General features: G+C 70.8%; 15 protein-coding genes. 9 read left to right on the plus strand and 6 right to left on the minus strand.

What is annotated here, in order from left to right:
- Positions 1-44: 44 nt before the first annotated feature.
- The 8 genes from PV734_RS41930 to PV734_RS41965 all read left to right on the plus strand — a co-directional run bounded on the left by PV734_RS41930 (position 45) and on the right by PV734_RS41965 (position 9,043).
- A complete protein-coding gene (locus PV734_RS41930; protein ID WP_319294653.1) occupies positions 45-566 on the plus strand; it encodes a helix-turn-helix transcriptional regulator in 522 nt (173 codons plus the stop codon).
- 404 nt (positions 567-970) lie between these two features.
- Entirely contained in the window at positions 971-2,269 is a 1,299-nt protein-coding gene (locus PV734_RS41935) for an XRE family transcriptional regulator (RefSeq protein ID WP_319294655.1), read from the plus strand.
- 450 nt (positions 2,270-2,719) lie between these two features.
- On the plus strand, positions 2,720-3,709 hold the full coding sequence (locus PV734_RS41940) for a malate dehydrogenase (RefSeq protein WP_319294657.1): 990 nt from the start codon (positions 2,720-2,722) through the stop codon (positions 3,707-3,709).
- A gap of 183 nt (positions 3,710-3,892) precedes the next feature.
- Positions 3,893-5,674 (plus strand): hypothetical protein, encoded by a 1,782-nt coding sequence (locus PV734_RS41945; RefSeq protein ID WP_319092454.1) that lies wholly within the window; start codon positions 3,893-3,895, stop codon positions 5,672-5,674.
- On the plus strand, positions 5,661-6,014 hold the full coding sequence (locus tag PV734_RS41950) for a hypothetical protein (protein WP_319092453.1): 354 nt from the start codon (positions 5,661-5,663) through the stop codon (positions 6,012-6,014). Before PV734_RS41945 ends, PV734_RS41950 begins: the two co-directional genes overlap by 14 nt.
- Positions 6,015-6,024: 10 nt before the next feature.
- Positions 6,025-7,242, plus strand: coding sequence for a hypothetical protein (locus PV734_RS41955; RefSeq protein WP_319294659.1), 1,218 nt, complete (start codon positions 6,025-6,027; stop codon positions 7,240-7,242).
- Positions 7,243-7,307: 65 nt separating this feature from the next.
- On the plus strand, positions 7,308-8,486 hold the full coding sequence (locus PV734_RS41960; RefSeq protein ID WP_319092451.1) for a DUF5954 family protein: 1,179 nt from the start codon (positions 7,308-7,310) through the stop codon (positions 8,484-8,486).
- 65 nt (positions 8,487-8,551) lie between these two features.
- Positions 8,552-9,043 carry a carboxymuconolactone decarboxylase family protein gene (locus PV734_RS41965; protein WP_319294661.1) on the plus strand — a complete coding sequence of 164 codons (492 nt, stop codon included), beginning with the start codon at positions 8,552-8,554 and terminating at the stop codon, positions 9,041-9,043.
- Between the two features lie 63 nt (positions 9,044-9,106).
- Here the strand turns inward: PV734_RS41965 and PV734_RS41970 are convergent, their stop codons facing one another.
- The 6 genes from PV734_RS41970 to PV734_RS41995 all read right to left on the minus strand — a co-directional run bounded on the left by PV734_RS41970 (position 9,107) and on the right by PV734_RS41995 (position 17,417).
- Positions 9,107-9,934, minus strand: coding sequence for an aminotransferase class IV (locus PV734_RS41970; RefSeq protein WP_319294663.1), 828 nt, complete (start codon positions 9,932-9,934; stop codon positions 9,107-9,109).
- 26 nt (positions 9,935-9,960) lie between these two features.
- Entirely contained in the window at positions 9,961-11,187 is a 1,227-nt protein-coding gene (locus PV734_RS41975; RefSeq protein WP_319092448.1) for an FAD-dependent monooxygenase, read from the minus strand.
- Entirely contained in the window at positions 11,184-12,776 is a 1,593-nt protein-coding gene (locus PV734_RS41980; protein ID WP_319294665.1) for a class I adenylate-forming enzyme family protein, read from the minus strand. The genes PV734_RS41975 and PV734_RS41980 overlap by 4 nt, the downstream gene beginning before the upstream one ends.
- A gap of 95 nt (positions 12,777-12,871) precedes the next feature.
- Positions 12,872-14,473: a benzoate-CoA ligase family protein gene (locus tag PV734_RS41985; protein WP_319294667.1), complete on the minus strand. Its 1,602-nt coding sequence runs from the start codon at positions 14,471-14,473 to the stop codon at positions 12,872-12,874.
- Positions 14,470-16,782 (minus strand): aminodeoxychorismate synthase component I, encoded by a 2,313-nt coding sequence (pabB, locus tag PV734_RS41990; protein WP_319294669.1) that lies wholly within the window; start codon positions 16,780-16,782, stop codon positions 14,470-14,472. The genes PV734_RS41985 and pabB overlap by 4 nt, the downstream gene beginning before the upstream one ends.
- Before the next feature lie 8 nt (positions 16,783-16,790).
- Positions 16,791-17,417 carry an antibiotic biosynthesis monooxygenase gene (locus PV734_RS41995; protein WP_319092443.1) on the minus strand — a complete coding sequence of 209 codons (627 nt, stop codon included), beginning with the start codon at positions 17,415-17,417 and terminating at the stop codon, positions 16,791-16,793.
- A 189-nt stretch (positions 17,418-17,606) separates the two neighbouring features.
- On the opposite strand from PV734_RS41995, the gene PV734_RS42000 reads away from it, so the two are divergent.
- On the plus strand, positions 17,607-18,386 hold the full coding sequence (locus PV734_RS42000) for a DUF3050 domain-containing protein (protein ID WP_319092442.1): 780 nt from the start codon (positions 17,607-17,609) through the stop codon (positions 18,384-18,386).
- Positions 18,387-18,594: the final 208 nt, after the last annotated feature.

Below are 18,594 nucleotides of genomic sequence, written 5' to 3' on the forward strand. Positions count from 1 at the left end.
TCGAATGCCTCGGACCGGCCGACGAACGTCGAGGAGGACGCCCGATGAGCGCCTGGCAGCCGCTGCCGGACGATCTGCCGCCCGAGGTGCGGCACTTCGTGGAGCAGGTGCGGCTCCTCAAGGACCGCACCGGGCTCAGCCTCGCCGCGCTCGGGGCGCGTACCGCGTACAGCAAGTCCTCCTGGCAGCGGTACCTCAACGCGACCCAGCCGCCGCCCCGGCAGGCGATAGCCGCCCTGTGCCGGGTCGCGGGCCTCGACCCGGCCGACGCCGAGCGCTTCGCCGTACGCCTGGAGCTGGCGGTGCGGGTCTGGCCCCGCCCACCGGCTCCGGATCCGGCGAAGCCGGAGCGGCAGGGCGGGGTGGACGGGGGCGACGGGGTGTACGAGGAGGAGGTGCCCACCCTTCCGTGGTGGGTGGAGTCCGGGTCCGACGGGGCTTCCGGGGCTTCGGGGGCCTCCTGGGAGAAAACCGTGGACGCTTCCCGGAGGGTGCTTCTCGTCGCCGTACTCCTCGCGCTGGCGCTCGCGCTTGTCACGGTGGTCGGCGCTGTCGCTTTTGGTTGAGGCTGTTGAGGAAATTGACACAAGAGAACCCGATGTGACCGTTCTTGTACTTTCCGTGTGGCGATGTGTCGATAAGTTCTATGATTTGCAACCGGGGTGCAATACGACCGGGTTAATGTGGGCAATCGGGACGGTCCTGGGCGTCCCGTGTGCCAGCCGGAGGTTCGGCCGACCGGGAGGGTTGTCGGTGGAACACTGGACCGCGAGTCAGGGGCGTGCAACGGTGCACCTCCAGGCCCGACAATGCTCCCGTGCGCCCCCACCCCGGGAACCGAGATCCTGACCGGGCGCATCCGTGTGGGTAGCCAAGACAGTCGGGACGGATTCGGCCAAGGGGATCCGAGGCGCCACGCACGGAGACACGGAGAACAGCCAGCACGACCGGGGGGAAGAGGGGGGAAGTAATGCCTCGTTGGAGGGCCTTGCCGGATGAACTGGATCCGCAGGTCAAGGAGTTCGCGAGCCAGCTGCGCAGGCTCGTGGACCGCAGCGGCCTGAACATCGCGGCGGTGGCCGACCGCACGGGCTACAGCAAGACGTCATGGGAGCGCTATCTGGGCGGTCGGCTTCTCGCGCCCAAGGGCGCGATCGTCGCTCTGGCCGAGGTCACCGGTACCAACCCGGTGCACCTGACCACGATGTGGGAGCTGGCCGAGCGCGCCTGGAGCCGCTCGGAGATGCGTCACGACATGACCATGGAGGCGATACGGATCTCCCAGGCGCGCGCCGCGCTGGGGGAGTTCGGGGCGCCCGCCGTCGAGACGAAGAACGGGAGCGGCAAGAACGGTCGGGCCGCCCGGAGCGCGACGGTGACTCCGGGGATCGCCGGACCCGCGGGCGTCTCGCCGACCGTGCCGCCGCAGCCGACACCCCCGGAGGCCCGGGACTCGGTGGGCGACGTACGGGCGGGGGCGGCGCGGGGCGGTGTGTCCGGAGGCTCGGTGAGCTCCGCGAGTTCGGCGAGTTCCGTCTCGGCCGAGAGCAACTCGTGGGGCCTGGCCGGGTACCAGGGACCGGCGGTGAGGGGCGGCGCCGGGGGGCGCCAGGCCCCGCCCGCGGATCCTGCCGGACCGCTCGGGCCCTCCGGGGCGTCGGGGGTGCCCGGATATCCGGGCGCGGCACCCTGGACTCCGGGTACGCCCGTACCAGGAACCGGCGGTCAGCCGCAGGACGCCCGGCCGGGCGCCGGCGGGGGATCCGGCGGTTCGCGGCGCAGACGGCGGCTCACGATGTTCCTCGCGGGTGTCGTGGGAGCCTCGGTCGTGGTCGCGGCGGCCTGGTTCCTCACCAACCCGGGCGACGGCACGCCGGAGGCCAAGCCGAGCCCGTCGCCGACCACCTCGGCCGCCACCAATCCCGACCTGCCGGTCGGTGTGGAGTGCAGCGGCGCCGCGTGCACCGGTAAGGACCCGGAGAGCATGGGCTGCGGCGGCGAGCTGGCGCAGACCGCCAACAGCGTGACCGTCGGCACCACGCTCGTCGAGGTCCGCTACAGCAAGACCTGCCAGGCGGCCTGGGCGCGCATCACCCAGGCCGCCCCGGGCGACCAGGTCGACGTCACCGCCTCGGGCGCGGCGAAGCAGACCGGCGCGGTCGACACGGACACCGACGCGTACACGCCGATGGTGGCCGTGAAGGACGCGGGCGACGCGACGGCGTGCGTCACGCTCAAGGCGACCGGGCAGAAGGGCTGCACGCAGTAGCCCGGGCGGTCCGAACCCGGGCCGGGTGGTCCGGGTGGCCTGCACCCGGTCCGGGTGGTCGTCGTAGTCTGGCGCGGTGCCCCCAGGGCACCCTCGTATGCCGGATTTTCGTCAATCGGCGTGCGAGGGGCATGCCCGCGCCGGTTCGGGGCACCCGGACAGACACCCCCACGGGAGTCCGGCAGAGTCGGCCCCGGGCGGCGGCCGCCCTTCACTCCTCTCCCGGAGGGGCGGCCGTCGCCGTTCGCGACGCGGTGAGCGCGACTCCGTGGCTGGGTCCGTGGGCTGGGTCCGCGGGGCGGGTCTGTGGGGTGGGCCACACGGGACCCGGACATCCGGGATCCCGGATGCGCGATAGCCTGGCGGCGGATCTCTCTTGACGCCAAGAGATCGATCATCCGAACCCCGGGGCAGCGACGCCCCACCGCCAGCTGTCCTACGGAGAACGCCATGACCCGCACTCCCGTGAACGTCACCGTCACCGGCGCGGCCGGCCAGATCGGTTACGCCCTGCTCTTCCGCATCGCCTCCGGCCAGCTGCTCGGCGCGGACGTGCCGGTCAGGCTCCGCCTCCTGGAGATCACCCCGGCGCTCAAGGCCGCCGAGGGCACCGCCATGGAGCTGGACGACTGCGCCTTCCCGCTGCTCCAGGGCATCGACATCACGGACGACGCGAACGTAGCCTTCGACGGCGCCAACGTCGCCCTCCTGGTGGGCGCTCGCCCGCGCACCAAGGGCATGGAGCGCGGTGACCTCCTCTCGGCCAACGGCGGCATCTTCAAGCCCCAGGGCAAGGCCATCAACGACAACGCCGCGGACGACATCAAGGTCCTCGTCGTCGGCAACCCGGCCAACACCAACGCCCTGATCGCCCAGGCCGCCGCGCCGGACGTACCGGCCGAGCGGTTCACCGCGATGACCCGCCTGGACCACAACCGCGCGCTCACGCAGCTGGCGAAGAAGACGGGCTCGACGGTCGCCGACATCAAGCGTCTGACGATCTGGGGCAACCACTCCGCCACCCAGTACCCCGACATCTTCCACGCCACCGTCGGCGGCAAGAACGCCGCCGAGGTCGTCAGCGACGAGAAGTGGCTCGCGGAGGACTTCATCCCGACCGTCGCCAAGCGCGGCGCCGCGATCATCGAGGCCCGTGGCGCGTCCTCGGCCGCCTCCGCCGCCAACGCCGCCATCGACCACATCCACACCTGGGTCAACGGCACGGCCGACGGCGACTGGACCTCCATGGGCATCCCGTCCGACGGCTCCTACGGCGTCCCGGAGGGCCTCATCTCCTCCTTCCCGGTCACCACGAAGGACGGCGTCTACGAGATCGTCCAGGGCCTGGACATCAACGAGTTCTCGCGCGCCCGCATCGACGCCTCGGTGCAGGAGCTGTCCGAGGAGCGCGACGCGGTCCGCGCCCTCGGTCTCATCTGAGTCCTCGTCCCAGACCCAACAGCTTTTCCCCCGGGCCCCGTTCAGGCTTCCGCCGGACGGGGCCCGGCCACGTCCGGCCGACGGGCTCCGACAATCCACTGTCCCCCGAACGCCTGTCCCCCTATGCTGATTTGTCGTCAACTGGCCGTCTGACAAGGGCTGTTACACGCATCGGGGGATTGTGTGAGTACCGGACACGTGCCGCAGCAGCCACAGCCGACACCAGGCGCACCGCCCGCCCCGGCGCCCACACCACCCCACGCCAGCGAGGCCACCCGGCTGCTGTGCGCCGGCACCTATCTGGACTCCCACTACCGCGACCGGGTCATCGAGGAACTCCACCTCAACGAACAGCGGATCGTGGCGCCCTCGCTCGGCTTCGACGCGGCCCGCGTCCTCGCGCACGCCCTGCGGGCGAGACGCCAGGAGCTGCTGTGGGCAGGGGCGATCCTGGGCCTGTGGGCGATCGGTGCGGTGCTGACCGGTGGTCTGCTGGCCCTCTTTCTGTTCCCCATCGTGTACCTCGCGGTCGCGTCCTGGATCCGGGGCCGCGACGCGTACCCGCCCCTGTACCGGCGGGTGCCCGCCTTCCTGCTCCGCTGGTGGGGCCGCGCCCTGTTCGCGCTGCTGCTGATCCTCACGACGGCCGTCGCGTTCGGCGTCCTCGACAAGGACTCGTCGCGCGGCTCGTCCTCCGGTTCGTACGACTCCGGACTGTACGGCGGTGACGGCTTCTCCGGCTCGCCGAGCGCGACGGACGTACTGGTGCCCTCCAGCGGTGACGTCGACAGCCTGATCGACCCCTGGCAGGCCTGGGTCACCTTCACCATGTTCGCCCTGATCGCCCTGTGCGTGGCCGCGCAGCGAGGTCAGTTCGCCCGGGCGCTGGCCGCGGAGCTGTCCCCGCAGCGCTTCCCGGACGCCGCCTCCGACCCGGCCGAGCGGGCCGAGGGACTGCGGTTCCAGCGGCTGAAGGAGCGTATCCGGCTGGAACAGCACGCGCCGTTGATCATGTACAACGAGGCGCGGCCGTTCCGAGGGGCGGGCGCGGCCTACCAGACGTGGGTCCTCGCAGTGGAGTTGCGGCCCGACGAGGCGAAGAAGCAGCAGCCGCTCGGCAACCGTGTCGTACTGGAGCGGATCCGGCCGCTGATCGAACAGCTGCGGCTGCCCGCCGAGTACGCCGGTCAGCTCGGGCGCGACCGGCTGCGCCGGCTGGAGATCGACGAGTGCGTGTTCCTGCCCGCCGAGGGTATCCGGCGGCGCGAGGAGGCGCCGTACCATCCGCAGGCCTTCGAGGAGCACCGGGCGAGGGCGGTCGAGGAGGGCGCCGAGAAGAGACGGCACTTCCTGCGCATTCGCGTCGGCGGCTGGGAGGAGGAGCTGGTCGTCACGGTCTTCGTGCGCATTCACACCCAGGGCCGGATGCTCACCCTGGAGGTCGCCCCGCACGTGCTGACGCCGGTGCGCGAGGACTTCAAGAACGCCGACCGCGCCGCCCACCGCTTCCGCCACAACAACGCGCTCGGCAAGGCCGCCTGGGCCGTCGCCCAGGTCCCCGGCTCCGTGGCCCGCTCGCTCGTCACGCTGGGCAGGGGCCTGCTGTACGTCTGGCGGCTGCTGACCGGCGGCTACGCGGGTGCGCTGCCCGACGGACCGAGCCTGTCCGTGCGGGAGCTGGGCTCGGTGCCCCTCGGGTCCGACTTCCAGGAGATGGACGTCCTGCGCTACCTGAAGAACGTGCAGGACCGGGTGGCGAACGGAGTACGGGTCGCGCTCGCCGAATCCGGTTACCTGACCGGCGAGTTCATGCAGAAGATCACCACCATCAACAACAACGGCGACGTGACGAACATCGCCCGCGTCGAGAACAGCACCTTCGCTGTCGGCAGTCACGCCACCGCCTCCTCCACGACCGGCGGCGCCGCGCCGCAGACAGGATCCGGCACCAATGGCAACGGATGAACCGAACGTCAGCCTCGGCGATGTCTCGCACAGCACCTTCGCCATCGGCAGCCACGCGCGCGCCGTCACCCACCACGGCACGGCTCCCCAGCGCGACGAGGCGACCGAGGAACTGCTGAGAGCGGTACGCGAGTTGCGTGCCGACCTGGCCCGGGTGCGCGCGAGCGAGGAGACCGACGCACTGCGTACGGCCCTGGCGGAGACGGAGGCGGAGATCACCACGACCGGCCGGGCGGCACCCACGCGCCGGGAGAGACTGCGGGAGCTGCTCGCCGACTCCCAGGCACTGCTGGGCGTGCTCACCTCGGCCGGGGCCGTGGCGAGCCTCCTGGGGCTGTGAGGGGGCCACGATGAGCGGGGGATCGCGGTACTGGAACGAGGACACGCAGCGCTGGGAGGACACCGAGAGCCACGGCGCCGCGCCGGCGACTCCGCCACCACCGACCCGGCCGGACTTCCTGCCGGAGGCGCTGCCCCTCCCGTCGGGGCCGCCCGAGGCACCCACCGCGCCGCCACCCGGCCCGCCGACGGTCGATGGTGCGGGGGCGGGTGCGGGTGAGTGGCCGTCCGTAACGCCGCCGGCCGAGGCGCCCACGGTGTCGGCGCCCGGCGGGTGGCCGGGAGCCGGGGCGCAGGACGTCTGGCCGCCACCGGCGACCTGGGAGCCCGAGACAGACGGTGGCGGCCTCTACGGTCACTTCGCCGAGGAGCCGAACCTGTCCTGGCCGCCTGCAGGACCGCCCACACGACCGCCCACAGGGGCGTCCACCGAGCAGCCCGCCGGGCCCTTCGGCGCCGAAGGGCGGAGACGGCGGCTCCTGTGGTCCGCGCTGATCGGAGCTGCCGTCGTCGCCGTCGCCGTGAGTCTGGTGCTGACCTTCATGGTCGGCACCAAGGACCCCGGCAAGGACAACGACAGCCGCACGACGGCGGCCCACGAGTCCACCCGGTCCACCCCGTCCACGCAGCCCCCGACACCCGTGACGTCGGAGCCGACGGACGTGACCGCGTCGCCCACCGGGACGACGGCTCCGCCCTCCGCGCCCGCTTCCGAACCGCCCGTCGGCTACACGCTGTCGGAGGACGCGGAGGGCTTCCGGATCGCACTCCCAGAGAGGTGGACACGCACCACGGCGGACTCCTCGTACGGCATCCGCGTGGTCAACTACCACAGTCCTGACCGGACCCACCGAGTACAGGTGTACCAAGTGTCGGAGCCGTCGCCGGCCGAGTCGTTCCAGCTGTATCTGTCGGGCGCGACCGCCAAGGCGCCCGGATTCTCGAAGCTCCGTCTGCAGACCCTCGACGACGGCACGTTCACGGGAACCAGGCTGGAGTATCTGGCCGACTCGATCAGGGGTGAAACCGACCTCGGCACCTGGCACGTCTACGACGAGCGCTTCGTGGCCTCGGACGGCAAGATCTACGCGATCGCCGCGTACGGCCCGGACGCGGACGGCCGCGACGACGAACTGGAGCTCCTCACCACGGCGTTGGACTGGTTCTGCCCACCCCTTGGCGCCTGCGACCCGCCGGTTCCGCAGGATTCCACACCACAGAACCCCTGAATTGAGAACACCCGAATTCGGTGAAATCGGGTGTCCGGCAAGCACTTTGTGTGCACGCTCAGTACATGAGCGACTACAGAGGTGACTTCAGGGACGATCTCCCGGCGTATCTGACGGTCCGGGTCACCGCCCAGGACGGCCCGATCGCCGCCTTCGCCGAACAGGAGGCGGGAGAGGCCGCGCGGCGGTACCCCGACCTGATGGGGGTGGGCATCCCCGAGTTCTTCCATGCCAGGGAGTGCGAGACGGGCGGCTGGGAGCTCTACGGCTACGGCAGCGACACCCCGCAGGGTTCCCGGGACTCCCTCGGCTCGGTGTTCCGGATGCGCGCGGGCGACGCCCAGGAGGCCGGGGACGAGGCCGCCCGGCGCAAGTGGATGGCGGCGGCGGTGCGCATGGACCGGGAGGTGGTGGACGACGTACGGGTGCGTGGCGAGCGCTTCCGGATCGTACGGGCCTCACGCTTCGTCCGGATGGGGCCGAACGGGCCCGAGCCGCCCCGCCCCTCCGACCCGGACCCGGCGGAGGTCGGCGAGGCGTACCGGGTGGGACCGCGCACCAAGGGCTTCGTGGTCGACCCCGTCACCGGCACCGGGCTGTCCGACGGCATCCTCAAGCTGGACCTCATCCAGTTCGTCGGCGTCGCGCCCGGCGCGCCGCAGGAGGTCCGGGACGAGGCCAGGCGGGCGATCCACACGCATCCGGGCGGGGTGCTGCTGCCCGCCGTCTACATGATCTCCGAGCGGGTGGACGGGAGTTGGCGCGCGCACAACCCCGGCGCCTCCGACTCCACACCCCAGGGCGCGCGGGACTCCCTCGCCTACTGGCTGCGCGTGATGGCCCCCTTCACCCTGCGACTGAGCGAGGAGAAGGCCGCGGAGTACGCCCTGGCCGCCGACCGCGTCGACGAGAGGCGCTCCAACGTCGCGACCGTCGACGGCGTCCGCTACCGCGTCACCCGGGTCGAACGCCTCGTCAGGGTCGGCCCCGACGGCCCCGAGGGCCCGCGCCCTTCCGACTTCGACCCCGAACCGCCCGTCGACGTACAGACACGCCGGCTCAAGGAACAGGGCCTGTGGCGGGAGGAGGACGAGGAGCCGGTCCCCCTCAGCGAACGCGGCCTGGAGTTGAAGCGCCGCTGGGACGCGGAGGAGGAACGGCGACGGACGGTGCGCGAGAACAGGAAGAAGGAGAAGGAGAAGGGGACGGATGGCTCGCAACCGGCGTCGGATGCTGACGGGTGACGGGCTCGTTCCCTTTCCGTTGATTTTCTGATCCCGGAGCAGATTTCAGCGTATACAGTAATCCCATGACCACCACCGAACCCATATCCAGAGTAGCCCTCAAGAAAATCACCCCCGAGGTCTCCGCCTCGATGGGCGCCCTGCACGGAGCCGCCGTTTCCGCAGCGCAGGACGCCAAGGTCGAACCCGAAATACTGGAACTGATCCGGATTCGCGCCTCCCAGCTCAACGGCTGCGCGTTCTGCCTCGACATGCACACCAAGGACGCCCGCGCCCAAGGAGAGACCGAGCAGCGGATCTACGCCCTGAACGCCTGGCGGGAGACCCCCTTCTTCAGTGAACGGGAGCGCGCCGCACTGGCGTTGACCGAGGCTGTGACCCTGGTGCACGACGGACACGTGCCCGATGACGTCTACGCCGAAGCCGCCGCCGTCTTCGACGAGGCGCAGGTCGCCGCGCTGATCTGGGCGGCCACCGTCATCAACGCGTACAACCGGATCGCCATCGCGACGCGGATGGTTCCCGGTGGTTATCAGCCCGTTCAGAAGAACAGCTGAATTCGGGAACGGAAAATCAGGGCAGGGCGATTTCGAATCGTCCTGCCCTGATTTTCTTCCTGATTACTGAACTGGCTCCGCCAGGCCCTCCAGCCATTGCCTCCATTCGGCGGCCCGCACCGCACGCCCCGCCCGCAGAAGGGGTTTCACTTCACCCGTCCATTCCGTCACCGGGCGGATTCCGTGCAGGGCGTTCACCAGCCACACCTCGCGGTCCTCCAGGTCGGCGAGGGTGCGTTCGCGGTGGGCGACGCGGATGCCGGTGCGCTGGGCGCGTTCCTGGATGAGGGCGACGGTGACTCCGGCCAGGACGGGGAGTTGCGGCGAGGGCAGACACAGGGTGTCGTCCTCCCACCACAGGAGGCTGGAGGTGGCGCCCTCCAGAACCAGGCCCGACGGTGTGATCAGCACCGCCTCGTCCGCGCCCTCGGTGGACGCCCGCTGCCGGACCCGGCCCAGGATGTCCAGGTCGGGCCCCTTGCGGCGCGGGACGGTACGCGGGTCCAACTGGCCCGCCGCCCAAGCCCGTACGCCCGTGCCGAGCGGCGGAGCGTGCCGGAGCAGGAGCCGCAACTCCCTTGATTCAGCGCCTAGTTCGACTCGGGGAAACCACTCTCCGGTGCGTGGCAGCGCGTCGGTCATGTCCCGCCAGAAGTCGATCAGTTGACGCAGCGAGGGGCCACCGGAGTCGCCGCACGCCCGCAGGAAGCGCTCCCGGTGCCTGCCCAGGCCGCGTACCCGGCCGTCGCGCAGCAGCCACGAGTCGGCGACCGCCAGTCGCTCACCGAGCGCCGGCCCGGATCCGACGGAGTCCGCCCCGGTCAGGCCCCGGCGCGGCGACCACGCCAACCGCCCTTCCGTGACCGCTGCTTGCGTTGCTGTTCGCGTCATCAAGTGTGCTCTTTCTTGATACTCGGTCAGTACTTGCGGCCCGCCACCGCCGGTGCCCCGTTCCGGGGGCCGTACGGTGCGTGCTCCAGCCACGATCCGCACCACGGCAGCATCGGTGCGAGGGCCGCCGCAGCGCGCTGCTTGGCCCGGACGATCCGGCGCCGTGGACGCAGGTGGTCCAGCGCGTTGCCGGCGGCGGCGCTGTTGAACACGGCCGCCGCGTGCCGTACTTCGGCGAACTCGGTGACCGCTCCCACCAGCCCAGTCCTGGCCACCGCCGCGATCGCCTCCGCTGCTGCCGCCGCGTCCGCGATGCCGCTGTTCATCCCGCGTGCCCCGAACGGCGGGAACAGATGCGCCGCCTCTCCGACGAGCAGCACCCGCCGGTGCCGGTCGGTGAAGGCGTCCGCGACCTTGCGCAGGAAGCGGTACGTCGACACCCACAGGATCTGGTTCCCGTACCCGGGCGCCTCCAGCACCCCCGGCAGCCAGTTCCGTACGGCCTCCTCCGTGCCGTACGCCTCCTGCGGGTCGTCGTCGCGGCACTGGAGGTCGACCTGGAAGCCGCCGGTGAAGGGCACGCGCATCACGCTTCGGCCGCCCACGCCCGGGTGTTCGTAGTGGAAGACCCGCTCCAGGGGGAGTTCGGCGCCGGGGATGTCGGCGACGTCCACGACCACGTGGAACCCCTCCGAGCGCGTCCCCTCCATGGTGATCCCCAGCTCCGCCCGTACGGCGGAACGGGCGCCGTCGGCCGCCACGACATGGGTGCCGTGCCAGACGCCGCCGTCGGAGTCGGTGAGCGTGACCCCGGTCGGTGAGGAGCTGACACCCGTCACCCGTACGCCCCACGCGAACTCCACCCCCGCGTCCCGGCAGGCGGCGCGCAGGAAGCGCTCGGTGTCCACCTGGCGCAGGCTGGTGAAGGGCGGGGTGGTGGCGGACGCCTTCGGCTGCTCGGGGAAGGTGCGGGAGTAGACCTCGCGGCCCCGGTACAGCGTGCGGCGGGTGTGCCACGTACGCCCGTACGACGTGAACTCGGCGGCCAGGCCCGGGCGCATTCCGTCCAGCAGACGCAGGGTCTCGCGGTGCACGAACAGGGCGCGGCTGCCCGGGCGTTGACGGTCCTCGGGGTCCGCCTCCAGGACGACGACGGGCAGCCCGTGGGCGCGCAGACCGAGGGCGGCGGAGAGACCGACGGGACCCGCGCCGACGACCAGGATCCGGTCGGCCGCCTGTTCCGGGGGGTTCATGCGCGTGCGCCCTCGGCCAGCATGCGGGTGATCTCCACCCGTTTCACCTTCCATGTCGCCGTCATCGGCAGCTCCTCGAACCGCCACTGCCGGGGCTCGGCCATCGTCGGCAGATCGGCGGTGGCCTGACGCCAGCGGTCCGGGTCCAACGGCAGCTCGTCCCGTACGCAGACCACGGGCACCGGCTCACGGTCGGCGCCCGGCACGATGACGACCTCGCGCAGCTCCTCCAGCCGGTCCATCAGCGTGTCCTCGACCTCCAGGTTGCTGTGCACGGAGTCGATCTGGTCGACCTCGCGGTCGATGAGATACAGCGCGCCGAGCCTGCTCCGGTACCCCATGTCGCCCATCTGCCACCATCCGCCGCCGTCGAGCTGGCGCTGGTACTGCTCGCGGGCGCCGAGGTAGGTGAGGATGCGTCCGCGCGTACGGGCCTCGATGCGACCCGGCTTGCCGGGCGCGGCGGGCCGGCCGTCGTCGTCCGTGACCCGGACCCGGGTGAAGCCGGGTATCCCGATCCCGACCCGGCGGCCGTCCGCCTTGGCGACACTGCGCCGGGTGAACCACTGGAAGGCGACGGGCCCGGTCTCGCTCTGCCCGTACAGCTGGATCAGCCAGGCGCTACGGCGCTTCGAGGCGCCCAGCAGCCGTCGTACGGTCCGCGGGTGGATCGCGTCGAACGTGGAGCCGTACGACCGTACGCGCGACAGCGGTTGACCCGGCGCGTCCGCCAACTCCTCCCACAGGACGAAGGTGTTGGGGTGGGTCTCGACGATGCCCGGGCGGTGGCGGGCCAGCAGGGGGCCCACGGCGGCCGGGGTCGGGTCGGTGATCAGGAGCAGCGGGCTGCCGAAGTGCAGGAGCACGCCGAGGAGATGGTAGAAGCGCGAGTGCACGAACGACATGTGCAGCGCGGCCGTCTCCCCGCGCGTGGGCCAGCCCATCGCCTGCTGCGGTACGAGCCGGTTCCACATGGTGTTCGCGCAGTGCACGGCGAGTTTGGGGATGCCGGTGGTGCCCGAACTGTGGGTGATCAGGGCGGGTTCGCGGGGGTGGAGGCGGACGGCGGCAGCGGGCTCGGCACCGGCGTACATGGCCAGCGGCTCGGCGCCGGGCGCGTCGGCGTCGGCTCCCGCGTCGGCGTTCACGGCGAGGGTCCTGCGTACGAGCGGGGAGAGGTCCAACTCGCTCAGCGGACCGGTGAGTTTGGCGCTGTCGGTGAGCAGCCAGGGGCGGTGCAGCCGGGCCAGCAGCTGGCCGACGACCGGTCCGGCGAGGCCGGGGGAGAGCAGCACCGGGACCGCGCCGATCCGGGAGACGGCACAGGTCAGCAGCACGATGTCGACGTTGTCCGTCTTGTGGACGACCACCTCCTCCGAGGGCCGCACCCCGGCCGCCCACAGCCGCGCCGACAACTCCTCGACCAGGTCGGCCAGTTGGGCGTAGCTGAGATCGACTCCGAGGTCGGGGCTGACGTCGAGCGGCCGGTCCAGGGTGACGAAGACGGCTCCGTGGCGGTCGGCGGCGCGCCGGAAGACCGGGCCCAGATAGAAACCGCGGTCGGCGAGCAGGGGCTGCGGCTGTGGCATGCGCCCGTTCCCTTCTGAAGTAAGGCTGGTGGTCGCGTTGGCCGCCGTCGTCGCGGTGGTCGCGGTCGGCGTGGTGGGCGGGGTTGTCGCCGTGTTCACCAGGCGCCCTGGCGGACCAGGTGGCGGCGGAGCTTGCCCGTCGAGGTGCGGGGCAGCGACGGGACGAAGCTGACACTCCGGGGGACCTTGAAGGCGGCGAGACGGGCGCGGGCGAGCTCGATGAGTTCCGTCTCCAGCCCTGCCCGGGCCGGTCCGACGGGGACGACGAAGGCGCGCAGTCTGCTGAAGCCCCGCTCGTCGGTGAGAGCGGCGACGGCGATCTCCCGCACCGCCGGATGGGTGCGTAATACGGCCTCCACCTCCAGCGGCGAGACCGTGATGCCGCCGACCATCTCCATGTCGTCGGCGCGGCCCAGATGCCGGTAGCTGCCGTCCGGTTCACGCACCGCCCGGTCGCGGGTCGCCAGCCAGCCGCCGACCAGTGAACGGGCGCTGTCCTCCGGCCGGTTGAGGTATCCGCTAGTCAATGTGGGCCCCCGCACCCAGAGTTCGCCCTCACCACCGCCGTCGACCTCGGTCTCGGACAACGGAAGCCCGGCCCGGTCGCGCAGCTCGACCTCGAATCCGGGGACGGGGCGGCCGACCGTGCCGGGGTGGTTGTGGTCGAGGCTGTTGGCGCAGAAGGCGTGTCCGGCCTCCGTCGAGCCGATCTGCTCCAGCACCGGCGCGCCGAGCAGCTCGCCGACCCGCTGCCCGAGCCCGTCCGGCAGCGCCTCTCCGGCCGAGACGGCGGCCCGTACGGAGGCGAAGCAGGCCTGGTGGTCGTTCCCCCGGTCGGCCACCAGGGCCGCGTAGGCGGACGGCACGGAGTAGAGCAGCGTCACCCGGTGCCGGGCGACGAGTTCGTCGATGGCGGCCGGGGTCGGACGCCGGTCGACCAGGACGGCCGAGGAGCCGGAGAAGAGCGGGAAGACGAAGGCGTTGCCGAAGCCGTAGGCGAAGTACAGCTTGGAGACGGAGAGGGTGACGTCGTCCTGGGTGATCCGCAGCAGACGGCGCCCGATGAGGTCGTGGTAGGTCTTCGGGTCGCCGTGACAGTGCACAACTCCCTTGGGATGCCCGGTGGTTCCGGACGTGTACTGCACGTACAGGGGAGTGTGCGCGTCCACCGGGTGGGCGCCGGCGGCCGGTTCGGCGGTGGGGGCGAGGGCGGCGAGCTGGTCGGCGCCGAGGAGGGGCCGGCCCGCGAAACGTTCCGCCTCTCCGGCACCCTCCTCCATCCAGGGCCCGGTCACGCACAGCACGGCCTCGGCGTCCTCGGTCATGAACGCGTGCTCGGCGGCCGGGAGTTCGGGGTTGACCAGGACGGCCACTGCACCGAGCCGGGCGACGGCGAGGAAGGCGGTCACCCAGGTGATGCCGTCGGGCAGTGCGAGGACCACCCGGTCGCCGGCGGCCACCCCGTGCCGGGCGAGCACCGTCGCCGTACGGGCGGCCAGGTCGTGCACCTCACCGTGCGTCCAGGACCGGTGGCCCTGCCGGCTCTGGTGGAAGGCGGCCCGGTCGCTCCAGCCCCGCCGTTCGGACAGCGCGGCCAGATGGGCGGCGAGGTTGCCGGGGGCGTCGGCATCGGCGGGGAAGGGCGCGGACAGGGGCGTCTGCGCGGGGGGAACGGTGGTGGACGGGTGGATCGTCACCGGGCGGCCTCCTCGGCGGCGATCGACAGGGACGAGGACCGCTCGTACTCCGGGTGCTCCCCGTACTTCCAGTACTCCGAGTGCTCAGAGCGCTCGGAGTACTTCTCGTGCTCCCGGTCGTCCTGGTGCCGCTGCTGGTACTCCTCGTATGCCCGCATCTGCGCGGCCGTCTTCAGCAGCATCTCGTCGTACTCCGCGTCCGGGTCCGAACCGAGGACGATCGCGCCGCCCGCGCCCAGCTGCATCTCGCCGTCGGCGATCACCGCGGTCCGGATGACGATGCTGAGATCGGCGCCGCCGCTGCATCCCAGATAGCCGAGAGCCCCCGAGTACACGCCTCGGGCCTCGGTCTCCAGCGAGTCGATGATCTCCATCGTGCGGAGTTTGGGCGCGCCGGTCATGGAGCCGCCGGGGAAGCAGGCGCGGACCGCGTCGACCGCGCCGGTGCCCTCGCGCAGCCGCCCCTCGACGTAGGAGACGAGCTGGTGCACGGTGGCGTACGTCTCGGCGACCATGAGCCGGGAGACGCGGACCGTGCCGGTACGGCAGACCTGGCCCAGGTCGTTGCGGAGCAGGTCGACGATCATCAGGTTCTCGGCGCGTGTCTTGTCGTCGGCGGCGAGCGAGTCGCGGAGACGGTCGTCCTCCGCCGGGTCCTGGCCGCGCGGGGCGGTGCCCTTGATGGGCCTGGCCTCGGCCATGCCGTCCCGGGTGATCCGCAGGAACCGCTCGGGGGAGGAGCCGGCCACATCGAGGTCCCCGAACCGCAGGAAGGCCGAGTACGGAGCCGGGTTGACCCGGCGCAGGACCCGGTAGTAGTCGTACGCGTCCCGTGGGGCCGGCATCCGGGCCGCGTTGGTCAGACAGACCTCGTAACTCGTGCCGGCCGTCAACTCCCGTCGGCAGGCCGCGATGTCGGCGAGATAGGTGGCCCGGTCGCGCACCAGCCACGGTTCGGCGGCGGCGGGGTCCGGCTCGGCGGCCGGCAGGGGCGCCGACGGCTGCTGACCGGACACGAAGGAGAGCTCGGCCAGGGCGCTGCCGAGCCAGTCGGCGGCCTCCAGCGTGGCCTGCGGAGTGTCCTCGGCGACACAGACCGCGTACGTGTAGCCCTCCTGGTGGTCCACCGCGATCAGCCGGTCGGCGAACAGCCAGCAGGCGTCGGGGGTCTGGGCCCGGTGGACGTTGGGCGAAGCTCCGCAGTCGGCCTTCGTCTCGTACCCGAAGTAGCCGACGTAGCCACCGGTGAAGTCGAACGGCAGGCCGGTGGCGTCGACATGACGGTTCGTCAACTGACGCTTCAGATAGTCGAAGACGCTCGCCCTGACCTTGCGCGTCGGCCGTCCGGCCCGCTCGATCTCGCAGACGCCGCTCGTGACGTCGTAGCGCACGAACTCGGCGAGCGGGCCGGACCCGTCCCCGAAGAACGAGAACCGCGACCGCCCCTTCTCGACCTGTGAACTGTCCAGCCAGAACGCGCGCGGCGAGCCGGCGTACATCCGGCCGAACGCGGCCTCCGTGTCCACGGCGGTGGCGATCCGGCGGGTGTGGAGACGGTGGGTGGGACGCTGCTGGGGGGAGCGGCGCTGGGCGGGAATGCGGGTGGTCCGGGGGACGAGCACCGGGGAGGAGGGCTCGGGCATCGCCGCCGCGGTGCGGGTGACGGCGGTGTTCTTGGCACGGAGCTTGCGGGCGCGTTCCGCCGTGAGGTTGCGGAAGTTCATGAGCATGCGGCGGCCGTACTCGGTGAGGACCGACTCCGGGTGGAACTGCACTCCCCACAGGGGGCGCGTGCGGTGCCGCAGACCCATCAGCACGCCGTCCTCGGCCCAGGCGGTGGCCTCAAGGGTGTCGGGCAGCGGCTCGCGCACGGCGAGGGAGTGGTAGCGCACGGCGGTGAAGTTCTGCGGCAGGCCCTTGAAGAGGTCCCGCTCGTCGTGCCGGATCGTCGAGAGGTACCCGTGCCGGGGTTCGGGGGCGGGTTCGATCCCGCCGTGCTCGCCGAGCGCGATCCCCTGATGGCCCAGGCAGACGCCCAGTACGGGTATCCGGGACTCGGCCAGTACACGTGCGCTGATCCCGAAATCGCGGGGAGTGGCGGGGTGTCCCGGGCCCGGGGAGACGACCACGTTGTCGAACTTGTCGAATTCCAGCAGACTGTCGATTCTGCTGGTCAGCGCGTCGTTGCGGATCACCGACGGCTCCTCGCCGTTGACCTCCGCGATCAGCTGGAACAGGTTGTACGTGTACGAGTCATAATTGTCGATGAGCAGGGTCTTCACCACGCCCACCTCCCTTGCATCGTTCATGCCGCCGTTCACGCGGTCTTCCGTTTGTGCCGTCCACGGAGCGCCTGGAGCGGTGGATACAGCCATTTCTTGAAAAAGCGCTGAAGACGTGGCATGAGGATATAAGTGACGAGTGCCGTCACAGCCAGACACAGTAATAGCGTGCGAATGATCGCATTGATTCCGCCGAGGTAGGGGAGAACGACCAGGTTGAATATGAGGATAGGCGGAAAAACCGCGCTCAAATTCACGAGCCAGAGTTTCCACTTGTCCGGAGGCCGTGGCGGCGCCGGGGCGGCGGCCGGCGAGTCCGTCTGGGACTCGAACCATGTCCTGGAGCCCTGGACGCTCCGGCGTCCGGTCTCCCGGGCGAGCCCCTGTGCCTTGGCGGCCCACTGGGCCCAGGCGACGGAGTTCTCCCAGGCCACGCCCGTACTTTCACTGTCGAAGCGGTAGACCACATGCCATTCCGCCTCTCCGTCGACAAGCACACCACCCCCAAGGAATCCCGGCTCGCGCGCGGTCGCACGCAGCACGGCCCACCCCCAGGAGTGGAACTCGGTCTCGCGGCCCGGGATCACTTGATACGCCACCGTGATGGTGACGGGATTCCTGGTCACGCCGTCGTATACGCAGCGGGAGGCGGTCGCGCTCAAATATTCAACGAAGATTTTCCAAACCTCCGCGAGGATGTCCGGAAGGTAACTTTTTATCGCCTTTTAGGATGTCTTGCTGTGCTCTTTCGAGTGATACTCGGGGTAACTTTCCTGGAATTCAGGAAAGGGCTTGCCCCGGAGAGCGGGAAAGCTGCACGATCGCCATTCGGCCGACGCGAGGGAGATTTCATGTCCAGGTACGACTGGGATATGACCCACGAGGGAATCGAGCGGGCCCGGTCCGTGATCGAACCGGTGCGAAAAGAAGTGACCGCCCACCCGATTTACCAGCGGATAAACACCAGGGAACACCTGGCGACGTTCATGGAACACCATGTCTTCGCGGTGTGGGACTTCATGTCCCTGCTCAAGTCGCTGCAGCGGGAGCTGACCTGTGTCGACGTCCCCTGGGTGCCGCGCGGATCGGAGGTGAGCCGACGCCTCATCAACGACATCGTGCTCGTGGAGGAGAGCGACGAGCTGAACGGCGGCTTCACCAGCCACTTCGAGCTCTACCGGGCCGGCATGAGCGAGGCGACGGCGGACACGTCCGGTATCGACACGTTCATCGCCCTGGTGGGGGAGGGGCACGCGGTGGACTCGGCGCTACGAGTCGCCCAAGTCCCCGCTCCCGCAGCCGAGTTCGTCCGCACCACGTTCGAGATCATCAAGGACCGCCCGCTGCACTGCCGGGCCGCGGCCTTCGCCTTCTCCCGCGAGGACCTGATCCCGGACATGTTCGACCAGGTGATCAAGGAGGAGGGCACCGACAGCTTCCCCCTGTTCCGCGACTACCTCTCCCGCCACATCGAGGTCGACGGCGAGGAGCACACGCCGATGGCGATGCAGATGGTCGCGGACCTGTGCGGGACCAGCGACAAGCACTGGACGGAGGCGGCGGAGACGGCGACGGACGCGCTGGAGGCGAGGGTGCGGTTGTGGGACGGGGTGGTGGACGCGATGGGGTGAGCGATTCCCTGTCACCGGCCCGCACCCTCAGCCGTCCGGCGCCTGAGGACAAGGCACGCACCCCCAGCCCGTCCGGCGTTTGAGGACGAGGCCCGTACCCCCAGCGCGTCCGGCGTTTGAGGACGAGGCCCGCCCCCCAGCCCGTCCGGCGCTTGAGGACGAGGCCCCTTCAGGGCCGAAAGGGGGGTCTGGGGGCGCAGCCCCCAGG

Source organism: Streptomyces sp. AK08-02 (assembly GCF_033795085.1).
GTDB lineage: Bacteria > Actinomycetota > Actinomycetes > Streptomycetales > Streptomycetaceae > Streptomyces > Streptomyces echiniscabiei.